We start from the raw sequence: 21,879 nt of genomic DNA on the forward strand, positions 1-21,879 counted from the left end.
CGTCGTTGAGGCTCTGCGGGACTCCCTCAAGGAGATCGGCCGGCTGCGGCAGCAGAACCAGCAGCTGGCCTCCGCCGCACACGAGCCGATCGCGATCGTCTCCATGAGCTGCCGTTTCCCCGGCGGGGTGCACTCTCCGGAGGACTTCTGGCGGCTGCTGGCCGAGGGCCGGGACGCCGTCGGGGACATGCCGGCCGACCGCGGCTGGGACGTCGAGGCCCTCTATGACCCGGACCCGGACAAGACCGGCAAGAGCTATGTGAAGCAGGGCGGGTTCCTGTACGACGCGGGGGACTTCGACGCGGAGTTCTTCGGGATCAGCCCGCGTGAGGCGCTCGCCATGGACCCGCAGCAGCGGCTGCTGCTGGAGACGTCCTGGGAGGCCTTCGAGCGGGCCGGGATCGTGCCCGCGCGGTGCGAGCAGAAGGCCGGTGTGTTCATCGGCAGCAACACGCAGGAGTACGCCTCGCTGGCCGGGGACAATCCGCCGGAGGGCCTGGAGGGCCATCTGGGCACGGGCAGCGCGGCGAGCATCGCCTCGGGCCGGATCGCGTACACGCTCGGGCTGGAGGGCCCGGCGCTGACCGTCGACACGGCCTGCTCGTCGTCGCTGGTCGCGATCCACCTGGCGGCGCAGGCGCTGCGGGGCGGGGAGTGTGAGCTGGCGCTGGCCGGCGGTGTCACGCTGCTGCCGAACACGGCGCCGTTCGTGGAGCTGTCCCGGCAGGGCGCGTTGTCGCCGGACGGCCGCTGCAAGGCGTTCTCGGCGGACGCGGACGGGGCCGGGTGGGCCGAGGGCGTGGGCATCCTGCTCCTGGAGCGGCTCTCGGACGCCCGTCGCCATGGCCACCGGGTCTTGGGTGTGATCCGCGGCTCGGCGGTCAACCAGGACGGTGCCAGCAGCGGTCTGACCGCGCCCAACGGGCCGGCACAGCAGCGCGTGATCCGTCAGGCTCTGGCAGCCGCCCGGCTGAAGGCCGCCGACGTGGACGCCGTGGACGCGCACGGCACGGGCACCAGGCTCGGTGACCCGATCGAGGCGCAGGCCCTGTTCGCCACCTACGGCAAGGACCGCGAACGGCCGCTGTGGCTGGGCTCGGTGAAGTCGAACATCGGGCACACGCAGGCCGCCGCCGGGGTGGCCAGCGTGATGAAGATGGTGCTGGGCATGGCCCACGGGGTTCTGCCGCGCACGCTCCATGCGGACGAGCCGTCGTCGTACGTCGACTGGTCGTCCGGGTCGGTGCGGCTGCTGACGGAGGCGGTGGACTGGCCGGCCGGAGAGCGGGCGCGCCGGGCGGGCATCTCGTCGTTCGGTATCAGCGGTACCAACGCGCATGTGATCGTGGAGGAGGCGCCGGCCCTCGAGGCGGCGCCCGCCGCCGTACCCGAGCCGAATCTGGTGCCCCTCGCGCTGTCCGCCAAGTCGGAGGCGGGGCTGCGTGAGCAGGCCGCGCGGCTCGCGGAGTTCCTCGCCGAGCATCCGGAAGTGGCCCCCGCCGACGCGGGTCACGCGCTCGCGACGACGCGCACGCACTTCGCGCACCGGGGTGTGGTGCTCGGTACGGAGCGCGCGGAACTGGCGGCGGGACTCGCGGCGTTGGCCGACGACGAGCCGCGGGCGAACGTGGTGCGGTCGACGACCGCTCCGTCCGGTGGTGTGGTGTTCGTGTTCCCGGGTCAGGGTTCGCAGTGGGCCGGGATGGCCGCCGAACTCCTGGACTCCAGCGAGGTGTTCGCCCGCTCCGTCGAGGACATCACCGCCGTCCTCGACCCCCTGCTCGACTGGTCCGTCAAGGACGTCCTGCACCAGAGCCCCGACGCACCCTCACTCGAACGCATCGACGTCATCCAGCCCGTGCTGTTCACCGTCATGCTCTCCCTCGCCGCCCTCTGGCAGGCCCACGGCGTCACCCCCGACGCCGTCATCGGCCACTCCCAGGGCGAAGTCTGCGCCGCCGTCCTGTCCGGAGCCCTCACCCTCGAGGACGGCGCCCGCATCATCGTCGAACGCTCCCGCGCCTGGGCCACCCTCTCCGGCCACGGCGCCATGGCCTCCCTCTCCCTGCCCCTGGACAAAGCCACCGAACTCCTGCAGCGCTGGCCCGCACGCCTCGGCATCGCCGCCGTCAACAGCCCCACCACCGTCACCGTCTCCGGCGACCCCCAAGCCATCACCGAAATCATCACCACCGCACAAGCCGACGGCACACGCGCCAAACAGATCCCCGGCGTCGACACCGCAGGACACTCCCCCCAGGTCGACCAACTCCGCGACCGCCTCCTCGACAACCTGGGAACCATCACCCCCCGCCGGACCGACATCGCCTTCTACTCCACCGTCACCGGCAAAGCCCTCGACCCACTCGAACTCGACCAGAACTACTGGTACCGCAACGTCCGCGAGACCGTCGACTTCCACACCACCGTCAAAACCCTCCTCACCGACGGCTTCCGCACCTTCATCGAAATGAGCCCCCATCCCGTCCTCGCCCACGCACTCCAGGACACCGCAGAAGCAGCAGGCATCACCGACCCCGCCGTACTCGCCTCACTACGCCGCGACCAAGGCGGCTGGGACCGCTTCGCCCGCTCCCTCGCCGAGGCGCACGCCCGGGGCGTGGAACTGGACTGGGACGCCCTCCTCCCCCAGCGCACCGGCACCCACGTCGACCTGCCCACCTATGCCTTCCAACGCCGCCGCTACTGGCTCCAGGGATCCGCGGGACAGGCCGGCGACGTCACCGCCGCCGGCCTCAAGCCCGCCGGGCACCCCCTGCTCGGCGCGATCCTCACCCTCCCCGACGGCGAGGGCCTGCTCCTCACCGGACGGCTCTCCACCACGGCCCAGCCCTGGCTCGCCGACCACGCCATCGACAACACCGTCCTCTTCCCCGGCACCGGCTTCGTCGAACTGGCCACGCGTGCCGGTGACCTCACCGGATGCGGCAACCTCGACGAACTCACCCTGGAGCACCCGCTGGTGCTGCCGGCGCGGGACGCGGTCCAGGTGCAGCTCCGGGTCGACGGCCCGGACGAGGACGGCAGTCGGCGCTTCACCGTGCACTCGCGGCCCGACGACGCCGAACCGGACACCCCCTGGACCCGGCACGCCACCGGCACCCTGGGCGTCTCGGCGCCGGCGGCCCGGCAGACGGCGTACGACTTCCACGCCTGGCCGCCGCAGGGCGCCGAACCGGTCGACATCGACGGCCTGTACGACCGGATCGCCGCGACCGGCATCCAGTACGGGCCGGTGTTCCAGGGCCTGCGGGCCGCCTGGCGGCGCGGCGACGAGGTGTTCGCCGAGGTCCGGCTGCCCGAGGACAGCCACAGCGAGGCGGCACAGTACGCCTTGCACCCCGCGCTTCTCGACTCCGCCCTGCACGCCCTGGGCCTGGGGTCGCTGACCGACACCGGGGACGGGCTGGTGCCGTTCCTGTGGAGCGGTGTCAGCCTGCATGCGGCCGGGGCGTCCGCGCTGCGCGTGCGGCTGTCCCGTACGGCGGGCGAGGGCATCGCCCTGGAGGCGGCCGACGCCTCGGGCGGCCCGGTGGCGAGCGTGGACTCGCTCGTGCTGCGGCCGGTGCCGCGCGACCATTTGCGGGCCGCCGCCGACCCGGTGGCCGACGCGCTGTTCCGGATCGAGTGGACGCCCGTGTCCGCCGAGGGGACGGGCGAGGGCTGGACGGTGCTGGGCGCCGACCGGTTCGGGCTGCCGGAGGCGTCGGGCGAGCCCCGGTCGGTGTTCCACACCCCGCAGCCGCCCGCCTTCACGGACGCGGCCGGGCTCGCCGAGGCCGTCCGGTCGGCCACCGCGGATGTTCTGAGGGTTCTTCAGGACTGGCTGGGCGACGAGCGGTTCGCGGACCGGCAGCTGGTGATCGTGACGCGTGGCGGGGTCGCGGTGCGGGACGGCGAGGACGTGACGGACCTGGCGCTCGCCCCCGTCTGGGGCCTGGTGCGCTCGGCGCAGTCCGAGAACCCGGACCGGTTCGCGCTGCTCGACCTCGACCCGTCGACGGACGGGGCACCGTCGGCCGCGCTGCTCGCCGCCGCACTCGCGAGCGGGGAGCCTCAACTCGCGCTACGTGACGGGGATTTGTTCGCGCCGCGGCTGGCCAGGCCGCAACGTGCGGACCGGTCGTCCCCGGCCGCCCTGGACCCCGAGGGCACCGTGCTGATCACCGGCGCCGGGACGCTGGGCGGGCTGCTCGCCCGGCACCTGGTGGCCGAGCACGGCGCACGGCATCTGCTGCTGACCAGCCGGCGCGGCCCCGATGCCGCCGGGGCGGCGGAACTCACCGCCGAACTGGCCGGGTTCGGCGCCGAGGTGATCTTCGCGGCCTGCGATGTCACCGACAAAGCGGCGCTGGCCGGGCTGATCGGGGGTGTCGACCCGGCGCACCCGCTCACCGCGGTGGTGCACACCGCGGGTGCGCTGGACGACGGGACCATCACCTCACTCACGCCCGGGCATCTGGAGCGCGTCCTGGCGCCGAAGGTCGACGCGGCGCTGCATCTGCACGAACTCACCCGTGAGCTGGACCTGTCCGCGTTCGTGCTGTTCTCCTCCTCCGCGGCCACCTTCGGCGGCCCCGGCCAGGGCAACTACGCCGCCGCGAACGCCTTCCTCGATGCCCTGGCGCTGCACCGGCGGGCGCACGGCCTGCCCGCGCAGTCGCTGGCCTGGGGTTTTTGGGAGCAGCGTTCGGAGATGTCCGGGCACCTGGATGCCGCGGACGTGGCGCGCATGGCGCGGTCCGGTGCGGGCGCGCTGACCGGCGAGCGGGGGCTGGCGCTGTTCGACGCCGCCCGCGCGCTGGGTGACGCGCTGCTGGTGCCCAGCCCGGTGGACCGGGCGTCGCTGCGGGACCGTCCCGAGTCGGTGCACGCGCTGCTGCGCGGCCTGGTGCGGACGGCCCCGGTACGGCGCAGTGCTGCCGCCGCGGCCGACGAGGCCCCCGGCGGGGCCGGTTCGGAGCTGGTGCGGCGGCTGTCGGCGCTGCCGGAGGCGGACCGGACGACGGCGCTGACCGACCTGGTGCGGGCGCACGCGGCGACGGTGCTCGGCTACGACGACGCCCAGGGCATCGGCACCAAACGGCCGTTCAAGGAGCTGGGTTTCGAGTCGCTGACCGCGGTGGAGTTCCGCAACCGGCTGAGCACGGCCACCGGTCTGCGGCTGCCCGCCACGCTCGTCTTCGACTACCCGACCCCCGCCGTCCTCGCCGTCCACCTGGGCGAGCTGCTGCTGGGCTCGGGGGCGGCGACGGACACCTCCGCGGCCGTGCGGGTCGCCGAGGTGGCGGGGGACGACCCGGTGGTGATCGTCGGCATGAGCTGCCGCTACCCCGGCGGGGCGAGCAGCCCGGAGGAGCTGTGGCGGCTGGTGGCCGAGGAGAGTGACGCCCTGGCGGCGTTCCCCGAGGACCGCGGCTGGGACCTCGAGGCTCTGTTCGGCGCGGACGCGCCCGGCACGAGCTACGCCCGTGAGGGCGGGTTCCTGTACGACGCGGCGGACTTCGACGCGGAGTTCTTCGGGATCAGCCCGCGTGAGGCGCTCGCCATGGACCCGCAGCAGCGGCTGCTGCTGGAGACGTCCTGGGAGGCGTTCGAACAGGCGGGGATCGACCCGGAGTCGGTGCGCGGCACCAGCACGGGTGTGTTCGTCGGCTCGATGTACCAGGACTACCTGCTGCGCCTGCACTCGGTGCCGGAGGAGGTCGAGGGGTACGTCGGCACGGGCAGCGCCGGGAGTGTGGTGTCGGGCCGGATCGCGTACACGTTCGGTCTGGAGGGCCCGGCGGTGTCCGTCGACACGGCCTGCTCGTCGTCGCTGGTGGCGTTGCACCTGGCGGCGCAGGCGCTGCGGGGCGGGGAGTGCGACCTGGCGCTGGCCGGCGGTGTCGCGGTGATGTCCACGGCCGACCTGTTCGCCGAGTACAGCAAGCAGCGGGCGCTGTCGCCGGACAACCGCGTGAAGGCGTTCGCCGACGGTGCGGACGGTACGGCGTTCTCCGAGGGCGTGGGGCTGCTGCTGCTGGAGCGGCTGTCGGACGCCCGGCGCAAGGGGCACCGTGTGCTGGCGGTGGTGCGTGGTTCGGCCGTGAACCAGGACGGGGCGTCGAACGGTCTTACGGCTCCCAACGGGCCCTCGCAGCAGCGGGTGATCCGGGCCGCACTCGCGGGCGCCGGGCTCGGCACCTCGGACGTGGATGTGGTCGAGGCCCATGGGACGGGCACGAGGCTGGGTGACCCGATCGAGGCGCAGGCGCTGCTCGCCACCTATGGCCAGGATCGTGAACAGCCTTTGTGGCTGGGCTCGTTGAAGTCGAACATCGGGCATGCGCAGGCTGCCGCGGGTGTGGCCGGGATCATCAAGATGGTGCAGGCGATGCGGCACGGGGTGCTGCCCAGGACGCTGCACGTGGATGAGCCCACGTCCCAGGTGGACTGGTCCGAGGGCCGGGTCGAGCTGCTCACCGAGGCCCGGGAGTGGCCCGAGCTGGACCGGCCGCGCCGGGCGGGCATCTCGTCGTTCGGTATCAGTGGTACCAACGCGCATGTGATCGTGGAGGAGGCGCCGGCCCTCGAGGCGACGCCCGCCGCCGTGCCCGAGCCGGGTCTGGTGCCCCTCGCGCTGTCCGCCAAGTCGGAGGCGGGGCTGCGTGAGCAGGCCGCGCGGCTCGCGGAGTTCCTCGCCGAACGGCCGGAGACCGGCCTCGGGGACACGGCGTACGCGCTGGCGACCGGGCGCGCCCGGTTCGACCACCGGGCTGTGGTGCTCGGCAGTGACCGGGACGCCCTGGTGGAGGCGCTGGGCGCGGTCGCGGAGGAGCGGGAGTCGCTCGGCGTGGTGCGCGGCACGGTCGCCGCCGAGGGTGGTGTGGTGTTCGTGTTCCCGGGTCAGGGTTCGCAGTGGGCCGGGATGGCCGCCGGACTCCTGGACTCCAGCGAGGTGTTCGCCCGCTCCGTCGAGGACATCACCGCCGTCCTCGACCCCCTGCTCGACTGGTCCGTCAAGGACGTCCTGCGCCAGAGCCCCGACGCACCCTCACTCGAACGCATCGACGTCATCCAGCCCGTGCTGTTCACCGTCATGCTCTCCCTCGCCGCCCTCTGGCAGGCCCACGGCGTCACCCCCGACGCCGTCATCGGCCACTCCCAGGGCGAAGTCTGCGCCGCCGTCCTGTCCGGAGCCCTCACCCTGGAAGACGGCGCCCGCATCATCGTCGAACGCTCCCGCGCCTGGGCCACCCTCTCCGGCCACGGCGCCATGGCCTCCCTCTCCCTGCCCCTGGACAAAGCCACCGAACTGCTGCAGCGCTGGCCCGGACGCCTCGGCATCGCCGCCGTCAACAGCCCCACCACCGTCACCGTCTCCGGCGACCCCCAAGCCATCACCGAAATCATCACCACCGCACAAGCCGACGGCACACGCGCCAAACAGATCCCCGGCGTCGACACCGCAGGACACTCCCCCCAGGTCGACCAGCTCCGCGACCGCCTCCTCAAAGCCATAGGAACCATCACCCCCGCCCAGAGCGACATCGCCTTCTACTCCACCGTCACCGGCGGCCCCCTCGACCCCCACAACCTCGACCAGGAGTACTGGTACCGCAACGTCCGCGAGACCGTCGACTTCCACACCACCGTCAAAACCCTCCTCACCGACGGCTTCCGCACCTTCATCGAAATGAGCCCCCATCCCGTCCTCGCCCACGCGCTCCAGGACACCGCAGAAGCAGCAGGCGTCACCGACCCCGCCGTACTCGCCTCCCTGCGCCGCGACCAAGGCGGCTGGGACCGCTTCCTCCTTTCGCTGGCCGAGGCGCACGCCCGGGGCGTGGAACTGGACTGGGACGCCCTCCTCCCCCAGCGCACCGGCACCCACGTCGACCTGCCCACCTACGCCTTCCAGCGGCGCCGCTACTGGCTCCAGGGATCCGCGGGACAGGCCGGCGACGTCACCGCCGCCGGGCTGAAGCCCGCCGGACACCCGCTGCTCGGCGCGATCCTCACCCTTCCGGACGGCGAGGGCCTGCTCCTCACCGGACGGCTCTCCACCACGGCCCAGCCCTGGCTCGCCGACCACGCCATCGACAACACCGTCCTCTTCCCCGGCACCGGCTTCGTCGAACTCGCCACCCACGCCGGTGACCTCACCGGATGCGGCAACCTCGACGAACTCACTCTGGAACTGCCCCTGGTACTCCCGGACAAGGGCGGGGTCAGTGTCCAACTGGCCCTCACCGCACCGGATGTGGACGGCGCGCGCGGCTTCACCGTGCACTCGCGGCCCGACGACGCCGAACCGGACGCCCCCTGGACCCGGCACGCCACCGGCACCCTCACCACCCTCCCGGCCGCGCCGGGCGACGGCGGGCTGACGCTGTGGCCGCCGAAGGACGCCGAGCCGGTCGACGTGTCCGACCTGTACGACCGGTTCACCGCGGGCGGCATCCAGTACGGGCCGGTGTTCCGGGGCCTGCGGGCCGCCTGGCGGCGCGGCGACGAGGTGTTCGCCGAGGTCCGGCTGCCCGAGGACAGCCACAGCGAGGCGGCGCAGTACGCCTTGCACCCGGCGCTCCTGGACGCCGCGCTGCACGCCCTGGGCATCGCTCCGCTGGTGCCGGGCGCCGGTGAGGGCAGGAATCTGCTGCCCTTCACCTGGAGCGGGGTGGCCGTGCACGCGGCCGCCGCGACCGCGCTGCGGGTCCGGCTCGCCCCGGACGGCGCGGGCGGGGTGCGGGTCGCGGTGGCCGATCCCACGGGTGCGCCGGTCGCGACCGTGGAGTCCCTGGTGCTGCGTCCGGCGTCCGCGGAGCTGCTCGGCGCGGGTCGGCAGGCCGCGCACGACGCGCTGTTCCGCATCGACTGGGCCGAGGTACCGCTGCCGGAGCCTGCGCCCGTCGCCGGTGCGTGGGCGTTGCTCGGCAGCGAGCCCCTGGACATCGCGGGTGTTTCGCTGACCTCGTACGACGGGCTCGATGCCCTGAAGGGCGTGGGTGGCGACGTACCCGAGGTGGTGCTGCTGCCCGTGACCGCCGGGTCCCGCACGGACGTTCCGGCGGCGGTGCGCGAGGTCACCTGCCGGGTGCTGGGGCTGGTGCAGGGCTGGCTGGGCGACGAGCGGTTCGCGGACAGCAGGCTGGTCGTCGTGACCCGCGGCGCGGTCGCGGTGCGCGACGGCGAGGAGCTGCCCGACGAGGTGCTCGCCCCGGTCTGGGGCCTGCTGCGCTCCGCGCAGTCGGAGAACCCGGGCCGGATCACGCTGGTGGACGTCGACGCGGCGTCCGTGGACCGGCTGCCCGCCGCGCTGGCGGGCGAGGAGCCGCAGCTGGCGCTGCGCGGCGGCAAGGCGCGGGCGTTCCGGCTCGGCCGGGCCGCCGCCGGCCCCGCGCTGGCGGAGCCGGCCGGGTTGGGCGAATGGCGGCTGGAGAGCACGGCCGAGGGCACGATCGACACGCTGGCCCTGGTCGACCGGCCCGAGCTCGCCACGCAGGAGCTCCAGCCGCACGAGGTCCGCATCTCCGTGCGGGCGGCCGGTCTCAACTTCCGCGACGCACTGATCGCCCTGGGCATGTACCCGGGCAGCGGCGCGATCGTGGGCAGCGAAGGTGCGGGCGTGATCCTTCAGACGGGGTCGGCGGTGACCGGGCTCGCTCCGGGCGACAAGGTGATGGGCCTGTTCCCGGGCGCCATCGGCACGGTCGCCGTGTCGGACTTCCGTACGGTGGTGCGGATGCCGCGGGGCTGGACGTTCGCGCAGGCGGCGACCGTGCCCGTGGTCTTCCTGACCGCGTACTACGGCCTGGTCGACCTGGCCGGTCTGCGGCGCGGCGAGAAGGTGCTGGTGCACGCCGCCGCGGGCGGGGTGGGCATGGCCGCCACGCAGATCGCCCGCCACCTGGGCGCCGAGGTGTACGGCACGGCCAGCCCCGGCAAGTGGCAGGTGCTGCGCGAACTCGGCTTCGACGAAGCCCACTTGGCCTCCTCCCGCGACACGGAATTCGAGGCCGCGTTCACCGCCCGGACCGGCGGCGAGGGCGTGGACGTCGTCCTGAACTCCCTCGCGGGCGAGTTCATCGACGCCTCCCTGCGGCTGCTGCCGCGCGGCGGCCGGTTCGTCGAGATGGGCAAGACCGACGTACGGGACGCGGCGCGGGTGGCCGAGGCGTACGAGGGCGTGGCCTATCGGGCGTACGACCTGGTGGAGGCCGGCCCGGAGCGCATCCGGGAGATGCTGCACGAGGTGCTCGACCTGTTCGAGCGTGGCGTGCTGACGCCGCTGCCGCTGCGGGCCTGGGACGTCCGGCACGCCAAGGACGCCTTCCGCTATCTGAGCCAGGCCCGGCACGTCGGCAAGATGGTGCTGACCCTGCCGCGCCGTCCCGAACCTGAGGGCACCGTCCTGGTCACGGGCGGCACCGGCACCCTGGGCGGCCTGGTCGCCCGGCACCTGGTGGCCGAACACGGCGTACGGCATCTGCTGCTGACCAGCCGGCGCGGCCCTGCCGCCGCCGGAGCACAGGAGCTGGCGGCCGAACTGGCCGGGCTGGGCGCCGAGGTGAGGGTCGCGGCCTGCGACGTCACGGACCGGACGGCGGTCGCCGGGCTGCTGGCTTCGGTGCCGGCCGAGCATCCGCTGACCGCCGTCGTGCACTCGGCCGGTGACGTCGACGACGGTGTGATCGCGGCGCTGTCCCCCGAGCGGGTCGACCGGGTGATGCGTCCGAAGGTGGACGCGGCCCTGCATCTGCACGAGTTGACGAGCGATCTGGACCTGTCGGCGTTCGTGCTGTTCTCGTCGTCGGCGGCCACCTTCGGTGGTCCCGGCCAGGGCAACTACGCCGCCGCGAACGCCTTCCTGGACGCCCTCGCCCAGCGGCGCCGGGCCGCTGGACTCACGGCCTCGTCGCTGGCCTGGGGATTCTGGGCCGAGCGCAGCGAGCTGACCAGCACCCTGGAGGAGGCCGACATCGCGCGGCTGACCCGGGGCGGCATGGCCCCGCTGTCGACCCGCGACGGACTGGCCCTGTTCGATGCCGGCCGCGGGCACGCCGACGCGGTCCTGGTGCCGGCGCGCCTGGACACGTCGAAGCTGTCCGGCCCCTCCGGCTCCGTACCGCCGCTGCTCAAGGGCCTGGTGCGGGTCACGGCCAGGCGGGAGCGGGCCGGCGCGGCCGACCGGGCCGACGGCGGCACCTCGCTGGCACAGCGGCTTGCGGGCCTCGCGCCTGCCGACCGCGACACGGTGCTGGTGGACCTGGTCCGTGCCCACGCGGCGACCGTCCTCGGGCATGCCACGGCGGACTCCGTCCAGCCGGAACGCGCCTTCAAGGAGCTCGGTTTCGACTCGCTGACCGCGGTGGAGCTGCGCAACCGGCTGACGGCGGCGGCCGGGACCCGGCTCCCGGCGACGCTCGTCTTCGACTACCCGACCCCGCTGGCGCTCGCCGCCTACCTGCGCGAACAGCTACTGCCCGACGAGCCGGAGGCATCGGCTGTCGCCTCGCTGCTGGCCGGCCTCGACCAGTTGGAGACCGCGCTGGCCGCGGTCACCGCGGACGACGGCGAACGCACGACCGTCGGCCAGCGGCTCCAGGCGCTGCTGGCCGTGTGGCACGGCCTGTCCGACGCCACCACGCAGGACACGGACGACCTGGACTCGGCGACCGACGACGAGCTCTTCGACCTCGTCGACAGCACCTTCGAAGGCTGAGACGGAGAGAACTCGCATGACGACCAACGAAGACAAGCTCCGCGAGTACCTCAAGCGGGCCATCACCGACGCCCGTCAGGCCCACCGCAGGCTGCGCGAGGTCGAGGAGGAGAAGTACGAGCCCATCGCCGTCGTGTCGATGAGCTGCCGGCTGCCGGGCGGGGTGCGTTCGCCCGAGGATCTGTGGCGGCTCGTCGAAGCGGGCACGGACGCGGTCGGCACTTTCCCGGCCGACCGCGGCTGGGACGTGGAGAACCTGTACGACCCCGACCCGGACGCCCCGGGCAGGATCTACGCCGAGGGCGGTGGCTTCCTCGACGACGCGGGCGGCTTCGACGCCGGCTTCTTCGGGATCAGCCCGCGTGAGGCGCTCGCCATGGACCCGCAGCAGCGGCTGCTCCTGGAGACCTCCTGGGAGGCGTTCGAGCGGGCGGGCATCGACCCGCACTCGGTGCGCGGCGGCCGGGTCGGCGTCTTCGCCGGCACCAGCGGCCAGGACTACGCGATGCTGGCCGCGGGCGCCGCCGGCGACGACGGCTATCTCGCCATCGGCAACGCGGCGAGCGTCGTCTCCGGCCGCATCTCCTACACGCTGGGCCTGGAGGGCCCGGCGGTCACGGTCGACACGGCCTGCTCGTCCTCGCTGGTCGCGATCCACCTGGCGGCCCAGTCCCTGCGGCTCGGCGAGTGCGAACTCGCCCTCGCGGGCGGCGTCGCGGTCGTCTCGACGCCCGAGGGGCTGGTGGCCTTCAGCCGCCAGCGGGGGCTGGCCCGCGACGGCCGCTGCAAGGCCTTCTCCGCGGCGGCCGACGGCTTCGGTTACGCCGAGGGCGTGGGTGTGCTGCTCCTGGAGCGGCTGTCCGACGCGCAGAAGAAGGGCCACAAGGTCCTGGGCGTCATCCGTGGTTCGGCCGTCAACCAGGACGGTGCGAGCAACGGCCTCACCGCGCCGAACGGTCCGTCGCAGCAGCGGGTCATCCGGCAGGCTCTCGCCAACGCCCGTATCACGGCCGCCGATGTGGACACGGTGGAGGCGCACGGCACCGGCACCAAGCTGGGTGACCCGATCGAGGCACAGGCTCTGCTGGCCACCTACGGCAAGGACGACCGCGAACAGCCTCTGTGGCTGGGCTCGTTGAAGTCGAACATCGGGCATGCGCAGGCCGCCGCGGGCGTGGCCGGTGTGATCAAGATGGTGCAGGCGATGCGGCACGGGGTGCTGCCCAAAACCCTGCACGCCGACGAGCCGACCCCGCACGTCGACTGGTCGGCGGGTGCGGTGGAGCTGCTGGCCCAGGCCCGGGACTGGCCCGAGGCCGACCGGCCGCGGCGGGCCGGTGTGTCCTCCTTCGGGATCAGCGGCACCAACGCGCATGTGATCCTGGAGCAGGCACCGGCCGAGGAGCCCGCCGAGCAGGCTGAGGTCCAGCCGGGACGTGAACTGCCCGTTGTGCCCTGGGTGTTGTCGGCCAAGAGCCGGCCCGCGCTGCGGGAGCAGGCCGCACGGCTCGCCGCGCACGTCACCAGTGACCAGGACGCGTCGCCGCTGGATGTGGCGCTGTCGCTGGCCGTGTCACGGACCGGCTTCGACCAGCGGGCCGTCGTCGTCGGCGCGAACCGGCAGGAACTGATCGCGGGGCTCACGACCGTGGCCGAGGGACGCCCCGGGATCATCTCCGGGACCGCCAAAGCCGGGCGCACCGCGTTCCTGTTCACCGGACAGGGCGCCCAACAGGCCGGTATGGGGCGCGAGTTGTATAACGCCTTCCCCGTCTTCGCCGACGCGCTGGACACCGCATGCGCCGCACTCGACGCTCATCTGGACCGGCCGCTGAAGGACGTGATGTTCGCGGCCGAGGACGCGGCACTGGACCAGACCCAGTACACGCAGGCCGCCCTGTTCGCCTTCGAGATTGCCCTTTACCGGCTCGTCACCAGCTGGGGCATCACCCCCGACACCCTGGCCGGACACTCCATCGGCGAACTCACCGCCGCCCACCTGGCCGGACTGTGGACCCTGGACGACGCCGCACGGGTGGTCGCCGCACGCGGACGCCTCATGCAAGCCCTCCCGGCCGGCGGCGCCATGGCCGCCATCGAAGCAACCGAACAGGAAATAACCCCCCTGCTGCGCGGACAGGCCGTCATCGCCGCCGTCAACGGACCCACCTCCACCGTCATCTCCGGCGACAAAGTCTCCGTCGAAGCGGTCCTTGCCGAACTCTCCGCCCAGGGACGGAAGGTCAAACGGCTCACCGTCAGCCACGCCTTCCACTCACCCCTCATGGAACCCATGCTCCACGACTTCCAACAAGTCCTGGAGTCGGTCGAGTTCCACTCCCCCACCCTGCCGATCATCTCCAACCTCACCGGACAACCCGCCGACCCCACCGACCTCCAGACCCCGACCTACTGGGTCCGCCACATCCGCCAGGCCGTCCGCTTCCACGACAGCCTGCACACCCTCGCCGACCAGGGCACCACCCGCTTCCTCGAAATCGGACCCGACGGCGTCCTCACCGCCCTCGCCCAACAGAACCTGGACGACACCACCGCCGCCGCCACCCAGACCAGAAAGCACACCGGACCCAAAGCCCTGCTCGACGCCGTCGCCCGCCTGCACGTCCACGGCACGACCGTCGACTGGAGCGCCTACCTCGCAGACACCGGCGCCGAAACCGTCGACCTGCCCACCTACCCCTTCCAGCACACCCACTACTGGCTCGAACCGAACACCCCCAAGAAGACGGTCCTTGCACAGGCCGTCCCCGAGGACGCCGATGCGGCCCTTGACGGCCCGACTCTGGTACAGCAGCTGGCTGCGCTCCCCCGCGCCGAGCAGGAGCGCGCGCTCCTGGACCTCGTACGGGCCGAGGCCGCGGGCGTGCTCGGGCATGCGGATGTCAACGAGGTCGAGCCGGAGAGTGCCTTCAAGGATCTGGGGTTCGACTCGCTGACCTCCGTGGAGTTCCGAAACCGGCTGCGTGCGGCGATCGGGGTCGAGCTGCCCGCGTCCCTCGTCTTCGACCACCCGGCCCCGCAGCGGCTCGCGGACCACTTGTGGGCGGAACTGCTCGGCAACGGCGAGCCGCAGGCCGCCGCGCGGGTCACGGCGGCCGCGCTCGACGAGCCGGTCGCCATCGTGTCGATGAGCTGCCGTTACCCCGGCGGGGTCGGCTCGCCCGAGGAGCTGTGGCGGCTGGTGGTGGAGGGCACGGACGCCATCGGTCCGTTCCCCTCCGACCGTGGCTGGGACATCGACAGCCTCTACGATCCCGACCCGGGCGTCTCCGGCCGTACGTACGTCCGTGAGGCGGGCTTCCTGCACGACGCGGCGGAGTTCGACGCGGAGTTCTTCGGGATCAGTCCGCGTGAGGCGCTCGCGATGGACCCGCAGCAGCGGCTGCTGCTGGAGGCGTCCTGGGAGGCGTTCGAGCGGGCCGGGATCGATCCGGCGTCGTTGCGCGGCAGCCAGACCGGTGTGTACGCGGGTGTCGTCGCCCACGACTACGGGACCCGGCTGGAGAAGGTGCCGGAGGAGCTGGAGGGCTACCTCTCCAGCGGAGGCGCCGCCAGTGTGGTCTCGGGCCGGGTCTCCTACACCTTCGGTCTCGAAGGGCCGGCGGTGACCGTCGACACGGCATGCTCGTCCTCGCTGGTCGCGATCCATCTGGCCGCGCAGTCCCTGCGGACGGGTGAGTGCTCGATGGCGCTGGCCGGCGGTGTGACCGTCATGGCGACGCCGGGCGCCTTCCTGGACTTCAGCCGCCAGCGCGGGCTCGCGCCCGACGGGCGGTGCAAGTCGTTCGCGGCGGAGGCCGACGGGACGATCTGGTCCGAGGGCATCGGTGTCCTGCTCCTCGAGCGGCTGTCCGACGCCCGTCGCCGTGGCCACCAGGTGCTCGGTGTCATCCGTGGTTCGGCCGTCAACCAGGACGGTGCCTCGAACGGCCTCTCCGCCCCCAACGGCCCCTCCCAGCAGCGGGTGATCCGGCAGGCCCTCGCCAACGCCCGTATCACGGCCGCCGATGTGGACACGGTGGAGGCACACGGCACCGGCACCAAACTCGGCGACCCGATCGAGGCACAAGCCCTCCTCGCCACCTATGGCAAGGACCGCGAACAGCCTTTGTGGCTGGGCTCGTTGAAGTCCAACATCGGGCACACACTGGCCGCCGCCGGTGTCGGCGGTGTGATCAAGATGGTGCAGGCGATGCGGCATGGGGTGCTGCCCAAGACCCTGCACGTGGATGAGCCGACTCCGCATGTGGACTGGTCGGCGGGCGCGGTGGAGCTGCTGGCCGAAGCCCGGGACTGGCCCGAGGCGGACCGGCCGCGCCGGGCGGGTGTGTCCTCCTTCGGTATCAGTGGCACCAACGCGCACATCATCGTCGAGCAGGCACCGCCAAAGGAGCAGCCCGAGGCAGAACCGGTGCGCGAACTGCCGGTCACCCCCTGGCTGTTGTCGGCCAAGAGCCAGGGAGCACTGCGGGACCAGGCCGCACGGCTCGCCGCCCACCTCTCCGGGCGCGACCACACTCCCGCCGAGATCGCCCTGTCGCTGGCCACCACCCGCGCCCGCCTCGACCAACGGGCCGTGGTCATCGGCAGCAACCTGGAGGAACTCCTCGCCGGTCTCGCGGCCGTGGCCGAGGGGAGTCCCGGCGCCCTCACCGGGAGTGCCCAGGCCGGGCGGACGGCGTTCCTGTTCACCGGTCAGGGCGCCCAACAGGCCGGTATGGGGCGTGAGTTGTATGACGCCTTCCCCGTCTTCGCCGACGCGCTGGACGCCGCATGCGCCGCACTCGACACCCATCTGGACCGGCCGCTGAAGGACGTGATGTTCGCGGCCGACAACAATCTCCTCGACCAGACCCAGTACACCCAGGCCGCCCTCTTCGCCTTCGAGATTGCCCTCCACCGGCTCGTCACCAGCTGGGGCATCACCCCCGACACCCTGGCCGGACACTCCATCGGCGAACTCACCGCCGCCCACCTCGCCGGACTGTGGACCCTGGACGACGCCGCCCGCGTGGTCACCGCACGCGGACGCCTCATGCAAGCCCTCCCCGCCGGCGGCGCCATGGCCGCCATCGAAGCAACCGAACAGGAAATCACCCCACTGCTCCGCGGACAGGCCGTCATCGCCGCCGTCAACGGACCCACCTCCACCGTCATCTCCGGCGACGAAGAATCCGTGGAAGCGGTCCTCGCCGAACTCTCGGCCCAGGGACGGAAGGTCAAACGGCTGACCGTCAGCCACGCCTTCCACTCGCCCCTCATGGAACCCATGCTCGACGACTTCCAACAGGTCCTGGAGTCGGTCGAGTTCCACTCCCCCACCCTGCCGATCATCTCCAACCTCACCGGACAACCCGCCGACCCCGACCAGCTCACCACCCCCGCCTACTGGGTCCGCCACATCCGCGAAGCCGTCCGCTTCCACGACAGCCTGCGCACCCTCGCCGACCAGAACACCACCCGCCTCCTCGAAATCGGACCCGACGGCATCCTCACCGCCCTCGCCGCAGACACCCTCGAAGACACCACGTCCATCGCCACCCAGACCCGCAAGCACACCGGGCCCACCGCACTCGTCGAGGCCCTCGCCCAGCTCCACGTCCACGGCACCCCCGTCGACTGGACCGCCTACCTCGCAGACACCGGCGCCAAAACCGTCGACCTGCCCACCTACCCCTTCCAGCACACCCACTACTGGCTCGAGAGCTCGCTGCAGAGCGTGGTTTCGACGCTCGGGGAAAGTGCGGCCGTTCCGGTGGCCGACGCTGGGGAGGCCGCGCGGCTGGCGGGGTTGCCGGAGGGCGAGCGGGTGGATGCGCTGCTGGCGCATGTGCGGGAGCAGTCCGCGGCAGTGCTCGGGTATGCGGACGCCGGTGGGGTGGTGGCGCAGCGGTCGTTCCTGGAGTCCGGGTTCGACTCGCTGACCGCAGTGGAGCTGCGCAACCGGCTCAAGGCGCTGACCGGGCTGCGGCTCGGCGCGACGCTGATGTTCGACCATCCGACGCCCGAGCGGCTGGCCGCGTATCTGGCCGAGCAGCTCGGCGCGCGCGAGGTGGCGGACGAGGCGGCCGGAGAGGGGCCGGGGCCGATCGGGTCGCTGTACTGGCGGGCCTGTGAGCTGGGCAAGTTCGACGAGGCGCAGGAGGTGCTCAAGGCCGCGTCGCTGCTGCAGGAGCAGTTCCGTACGCCGGCTGAGGGGGTTCTTCCGGAGCCGGTGCGGCTGGCGACCGGTCCGGCGGACGGTGACGGGCCGGTGCTGGTCTGCTTCCCGTCGTTCAGCCCGGTGGCGGGTCCGCACGAGTACGCCCGTTTCGCCGCGTATTTCAGGGACGTACGGGATGTGTGGGCGCTGCCGGAGCCGGGGTTCGTCGGCGGGGAGAGCCTGCCGGCGGATGTGACCGCGCTGGCCGGGGCGCATGCCGAGGCGGCCCTGCGGTGCGCGGCCGGGCGGCCGTTCGTGCTGGTGGGACGTTCGGCGGGCGGCTGGGTCGCGCACGCGGTGGCCCAGCGGCTGGAGGAACTGGGCTCGCCGGCCGCGGCGATGGTGCTGCTCGACAGCTCCTCGCCGTCGGCGATGCAGAACTCGCCCGCCGCCACGGAGATGGCGAAGGCGATGCTCGACCGCGAGAACACCTTCGACCTGCTCAGCGACGAGCGGTTGTCGGCGATGGGCGGCTACATCCGGGTCTTCGAGGGCTGGGAGCCGCGGGGCCTGGCCACCCGGACGCTGCTGATCCGTGCCTCCGAGCACTTCGCGCAGGAGGCGCCGGACGGGGACGGCTGGCGGGCGGACTGGGAGTTCGCGGACGACCGGCTGGACGTGCCCGGAAACCACTTCACGATCCTCGAGGACCTTTCACACTCCACCGCCGGGGCGGCACACGGCTGGCTGGAGGCGCTCACGGACGACGGCAACCAGGGAGAAAACCGATGAAGATCATCATTGTGGGCGCCGGTGTGGGCGGCGTGGCCGCTGCGGTCGCGCTGTCGCAGCGCCACGAGGTGGAGGTGTATGAGGCCGCCGACCAGCTGCGTACGGACGGCAACGGCGTGCTGCTGTACCCCAACGCCACGGGAATCCTCGACGAGTTGGGGGTCCCGGCCGAGAGCGTCGACGGGGCGCGTATGGAGGCGCTGGACCTGGTCGCGGACGGGGACACCCGGCTGATGCGGCTGGATCTGTCGCGGCTGGCGCGGCACTTCGGTGCCGAGATCCTGGTGACCAAGCGCGGTCATGTGCTGGCGAAGCTGGCCGGGCGGCTGCCGGACGGCGTGGTGCGGTTCGGCAAGCGGGCGGTGGCCGTCGAGGAGGCCGGCGGGAAGGCGACCGTGGCCTTCGAGGACGGCACGCGGGCCGTGGGTGATGTGGTGCTGGGTGCGGACGGGCACCGGTCGCAGGTGCGGCGGCTGCTGGTGGACGAGCAGCCGGCCGTCTATCTGGGCGATGCGACCTGGCACGGCATCACCAAGCTGCCGCACGAGTTCGCCCATGGTTCGCGGATCCACTCGCTGTACGGCAAGGAGGGCATCTGTGTGGTGCACCCCGTCGGCGGTGGCGAGGTGTACTGGGCGTTCGAACTGCCCTTCAGGGACGGCGACACGGCCCCGCCCGGGGTGGACGGCAGGCCGGCCGCGCCGGGTGCCTCCGCGGTGCGTAACCTGCGGGAGCGGTTCGGGCACTGGACGTCCACGCCGATGCCGACGCTGCTGGAGACGATCACCGACGCGGATGTCGGTGTCTTTCCGCACATCCTGCACAGCGTGCGGGAGAACTGGTCCGCCGGGCCGGTGACCCTGCTGGGCGACGCGGCGCACGCGGTGCCGCCGCGGCTGGGCATGGGTCTGTGCCAGGCGCTGGAGGACGCGTGGGTGCTGAACCGGGTGCTGTCCCAGCCGGGGGCGACTCCTCGGGAGGCGTTGCGCCGGTACGAGGCGCTGCGCTGGCCCCGGATGCGGAAGATGCACTCGATCGCCACGATGATGGGCCGCCGCAATCTGCCGCTGCCGCCCGGGCTGCTGCGTGTGGTGGGCGGCCTGCTGCCGATGACCTCGTACCAGCGGTCCCAGCTGCGCAGTCTGAGCAACTACTTGAACGACGACGCTCCGCCGCTGCCGGCGCGGTCGCTGCGGGTGGCGTGATCCGTTCCCGCTGCTGCCGGTGACGGTTCGGCCCCCTCTCGTGGGAGAGGGGGCCGAACCTCTTCGGGGTGGGCCCGCGGGGGACGGGCCCTTTCAGGGGGTCGGTCAGGCCGGGCGGCGGAAGCCGCGGACGGCGACGGGGATGGCGATCGCGCCGATCGCCGCGGAGAGGGCGACCGCGATGAGGGCGCCCCAGCCGACGGGGTGGGCGAGAGTGAGGTCGCGGGCGGCCTCGACGCCGTACGTCATCGGGTTGACCGTGGCGACCGCGCCGAGCCAGCCGGGCAGGCCGTCGACGGGGACGAAGGCGTTGGAGGCGAACATCAGCGGGAACATGGCCAGGAAGCCGACCGCCTGCATGGACTCGCCGTTGCGCAGCCAGACCGCGAGGGCGAGGAACACCCAGCCCAGCCCCCAGCCGATGGCCAGGGCGAGCCCGAAGGCGCCGAGGATGCCCAGGACGCCGCCGGCCGGTGAGAAGCCGAACAGTGCGACGGCCAGGAGCACCATGAGGGCGAGCCGGATGGCGCCGCGGGCCAGGTCGAAGACGCTGCGGGCGACCAGGACCGAGCCCAGCCAGATCGGCAGGGTGCGGAAGCGGGCCACCATGCCGTTCTTGATCTCTTCGTTGAGGCCGGTGCCGGACAGCAGTGCCGACTGCATGGCCGTGTTGACCATGATCGCCGGGACGAGGAAGTCGATGTAGCTGACGCCCGCGGGGAAGTCCGGTGTCTTGGAGATGCTGTTGAAGATCTGCCCGAACAGCAGCAGGAGGATCAGCGGCTGGAGCACGCTGAACAGCAGGAGTTTGGGGTCGGTGACGAGCCGCCTGAGCGACTTCTCGCTGAGGACGAGGATCTGGGTGGCGACGCCGGTGCCGCGCCAGGTGTCGGTGCGTAATGCGGTGGCGGTCGCCTTGGGAACGGTGCTGGTCATGGCCGGTCTCCTTTCGTGATCAGGCTGTTGCGACCGCCGCGGGGCGGTGGGCGTAGGTGAGGTACACGTCGTCGAGAGTGGGTTCCGCCATGGACAGCCCGGTGAAGTCGATGCCGTGCTCGTCCAGGGCACGGACGACGGTGGCGACGTCGCGGGCCGCCGTCAGCGGGGTGGTGACGGTGGTGCCGCCCTCGTCGTGGGCGGGTGCGAGGCCGGCGCGCAGCAGTGCCTCGGTCGCCTGCGGCACGAGGCTCGCGTTGTCGAAGGTGACGGTGACGGAGTGCTGTCCGGCCCGTGCCTTGAGCTCGGCGGGGGTGCCGGAGGCCACGACGCGGCCCGAGGCGAGCAGGATGATGGAGTCGGCGAGCCGGTCGGCCTCCTCCAGGTACTGGGTGGTCAGCAGGACGGTGGCGCCCGCGCGGACCTGCTGTTCGACGACCTCCCACAGGGCGAGCCGGGCGGCCGGGTCGAGGCCGGTGGTCGGCTCGTCGAGGAAGATGACCTCGGGGTTGCCGATGAGTCCGGCGGCGAGGTCGAGGCGCCTGCGCATGCCGCCCGAGTAGGTGCGGACGGGTTTGCGGGCGGCGCCGGTCAGGTCGAACAGGGTGATGAGTTCGTCCGCGCGCGCGGCGGCCTGGCGGCGGCCCGCGCCGAGCAGTCGCGCCAGGAGCACCAGGTTGTCGACGGCGGACAGCCCGTCGTCGACGGAGGCGAACTGGCCGGTGACGCCGATCCTGCGGCGTACCTCGTCGGGCCGCCGTGTCACGTCGTACCCGGCGATCCTGGCGGTGCCCGCGGTCGGGGGCAGCGTGGTGGTCAGGATGTCGACCAGGGTGGTCTTGCCCGCGCCGTTGTGTCCGAGCAGTGCGAGGACGGTGCCGCGGGGCACCGCCAGGCTCACGTCCTCCAGGACGGTGGCGGTTCCGTATGTCTTGGTGAGGCCCACGGCCTCGATCACGGAATCGTTCATGGGTGTCTCCCTCCCTCCGGTGCGTGCCGCACGGGTCGGTGTGCTGGTGGTGCGGTCCTGTCTGGTGGTGCGGTCCTTGTGCGGT

At 72.5% G+C, this 21,879-nt stretch carries 4 protein-coding genes and 1 pseudogene; 3 read left to right on the forward strand and 2 right to left on the reverse strand.

Annotated elements, in window-relative coordinates:
* Positions 1–13: 13 nt before the first annotated feature.
* From OG410_RS00085 to OG410_RS00095, 3 genes and pseudogenes are all read left to right on the forward strand, one after another.
* Complete coding sequence (locus tag OG410_RS00085) at positions 14–11,728, forward strand: SDR family NAD(P)-dependent oxidoreductase (RefSeq protein ID WP_443063866.1); 11,715 nt, start codon at positions 14–16, stop codon at positions 11,726–11,728.
* A 37-nt stretch (positions 11,729–11,765) separates the two neighbouring features.
* Positions 11,766–18,608: pseudogene (locus tag OG410_RS00090) on the forward strand (type I polyketide synthase); the annotation flags it as partial.
* Positions 18,609–18,679: 71 nt separating this feature from the next.
* Entirely contained in the window at positions 18,680–19,888 is a 1,209-nt protein-coding gene (locus OG410_RS00095; protein ID WP_329297132.1) for an FAD-dependent monooxygenase, read from the forward strand.
* A 105-nt stretch (positions 19,889–19,993) separates the two neighbouring features.
* On the opposite strand, the gene OG410_RS00100 is transcribed toward OG410_RS00095, so the two are convergent.
* Together OG410_RS00100 and OG410_RS00105 are read right to left on the reverse strand one after the other, a co-directional pair.
* Positions 19,994–20,824, reverse strand: a complete 831-nt coding sequence (locus OG410_RS00100; protein ID WP_329297133.1) for an ABC transporter permease — start codon at positions 20,822–20,824, stop codon at positions 19,994–19,996.
* 19 nt (positions 20,825–20,843) lie between these two features.
* Positions 20,844–21,794, reverse strand: coding sequence for an ATP-binding cassette domain-containing protein (locus OG410_RS00105; RefSeq protein WP_329297134.1), 951 nt, complete (start codon positions 21,792–21,794; stop codon positions 20,844–20,846).
* Positions 21,795–21,879: the final 85 nt, after the last annotated feature.

It is taken from the genome of Streptomyces sp. NBC_00659, from assembly GCF_036226925.1.
In the GTDB taxonomy this organism is placed as follows: domain Bacteria; phylum Actinomycetota; class Actinomycetes; order Streptomycetales; family Streptomycetaceae; genus Streptomyces.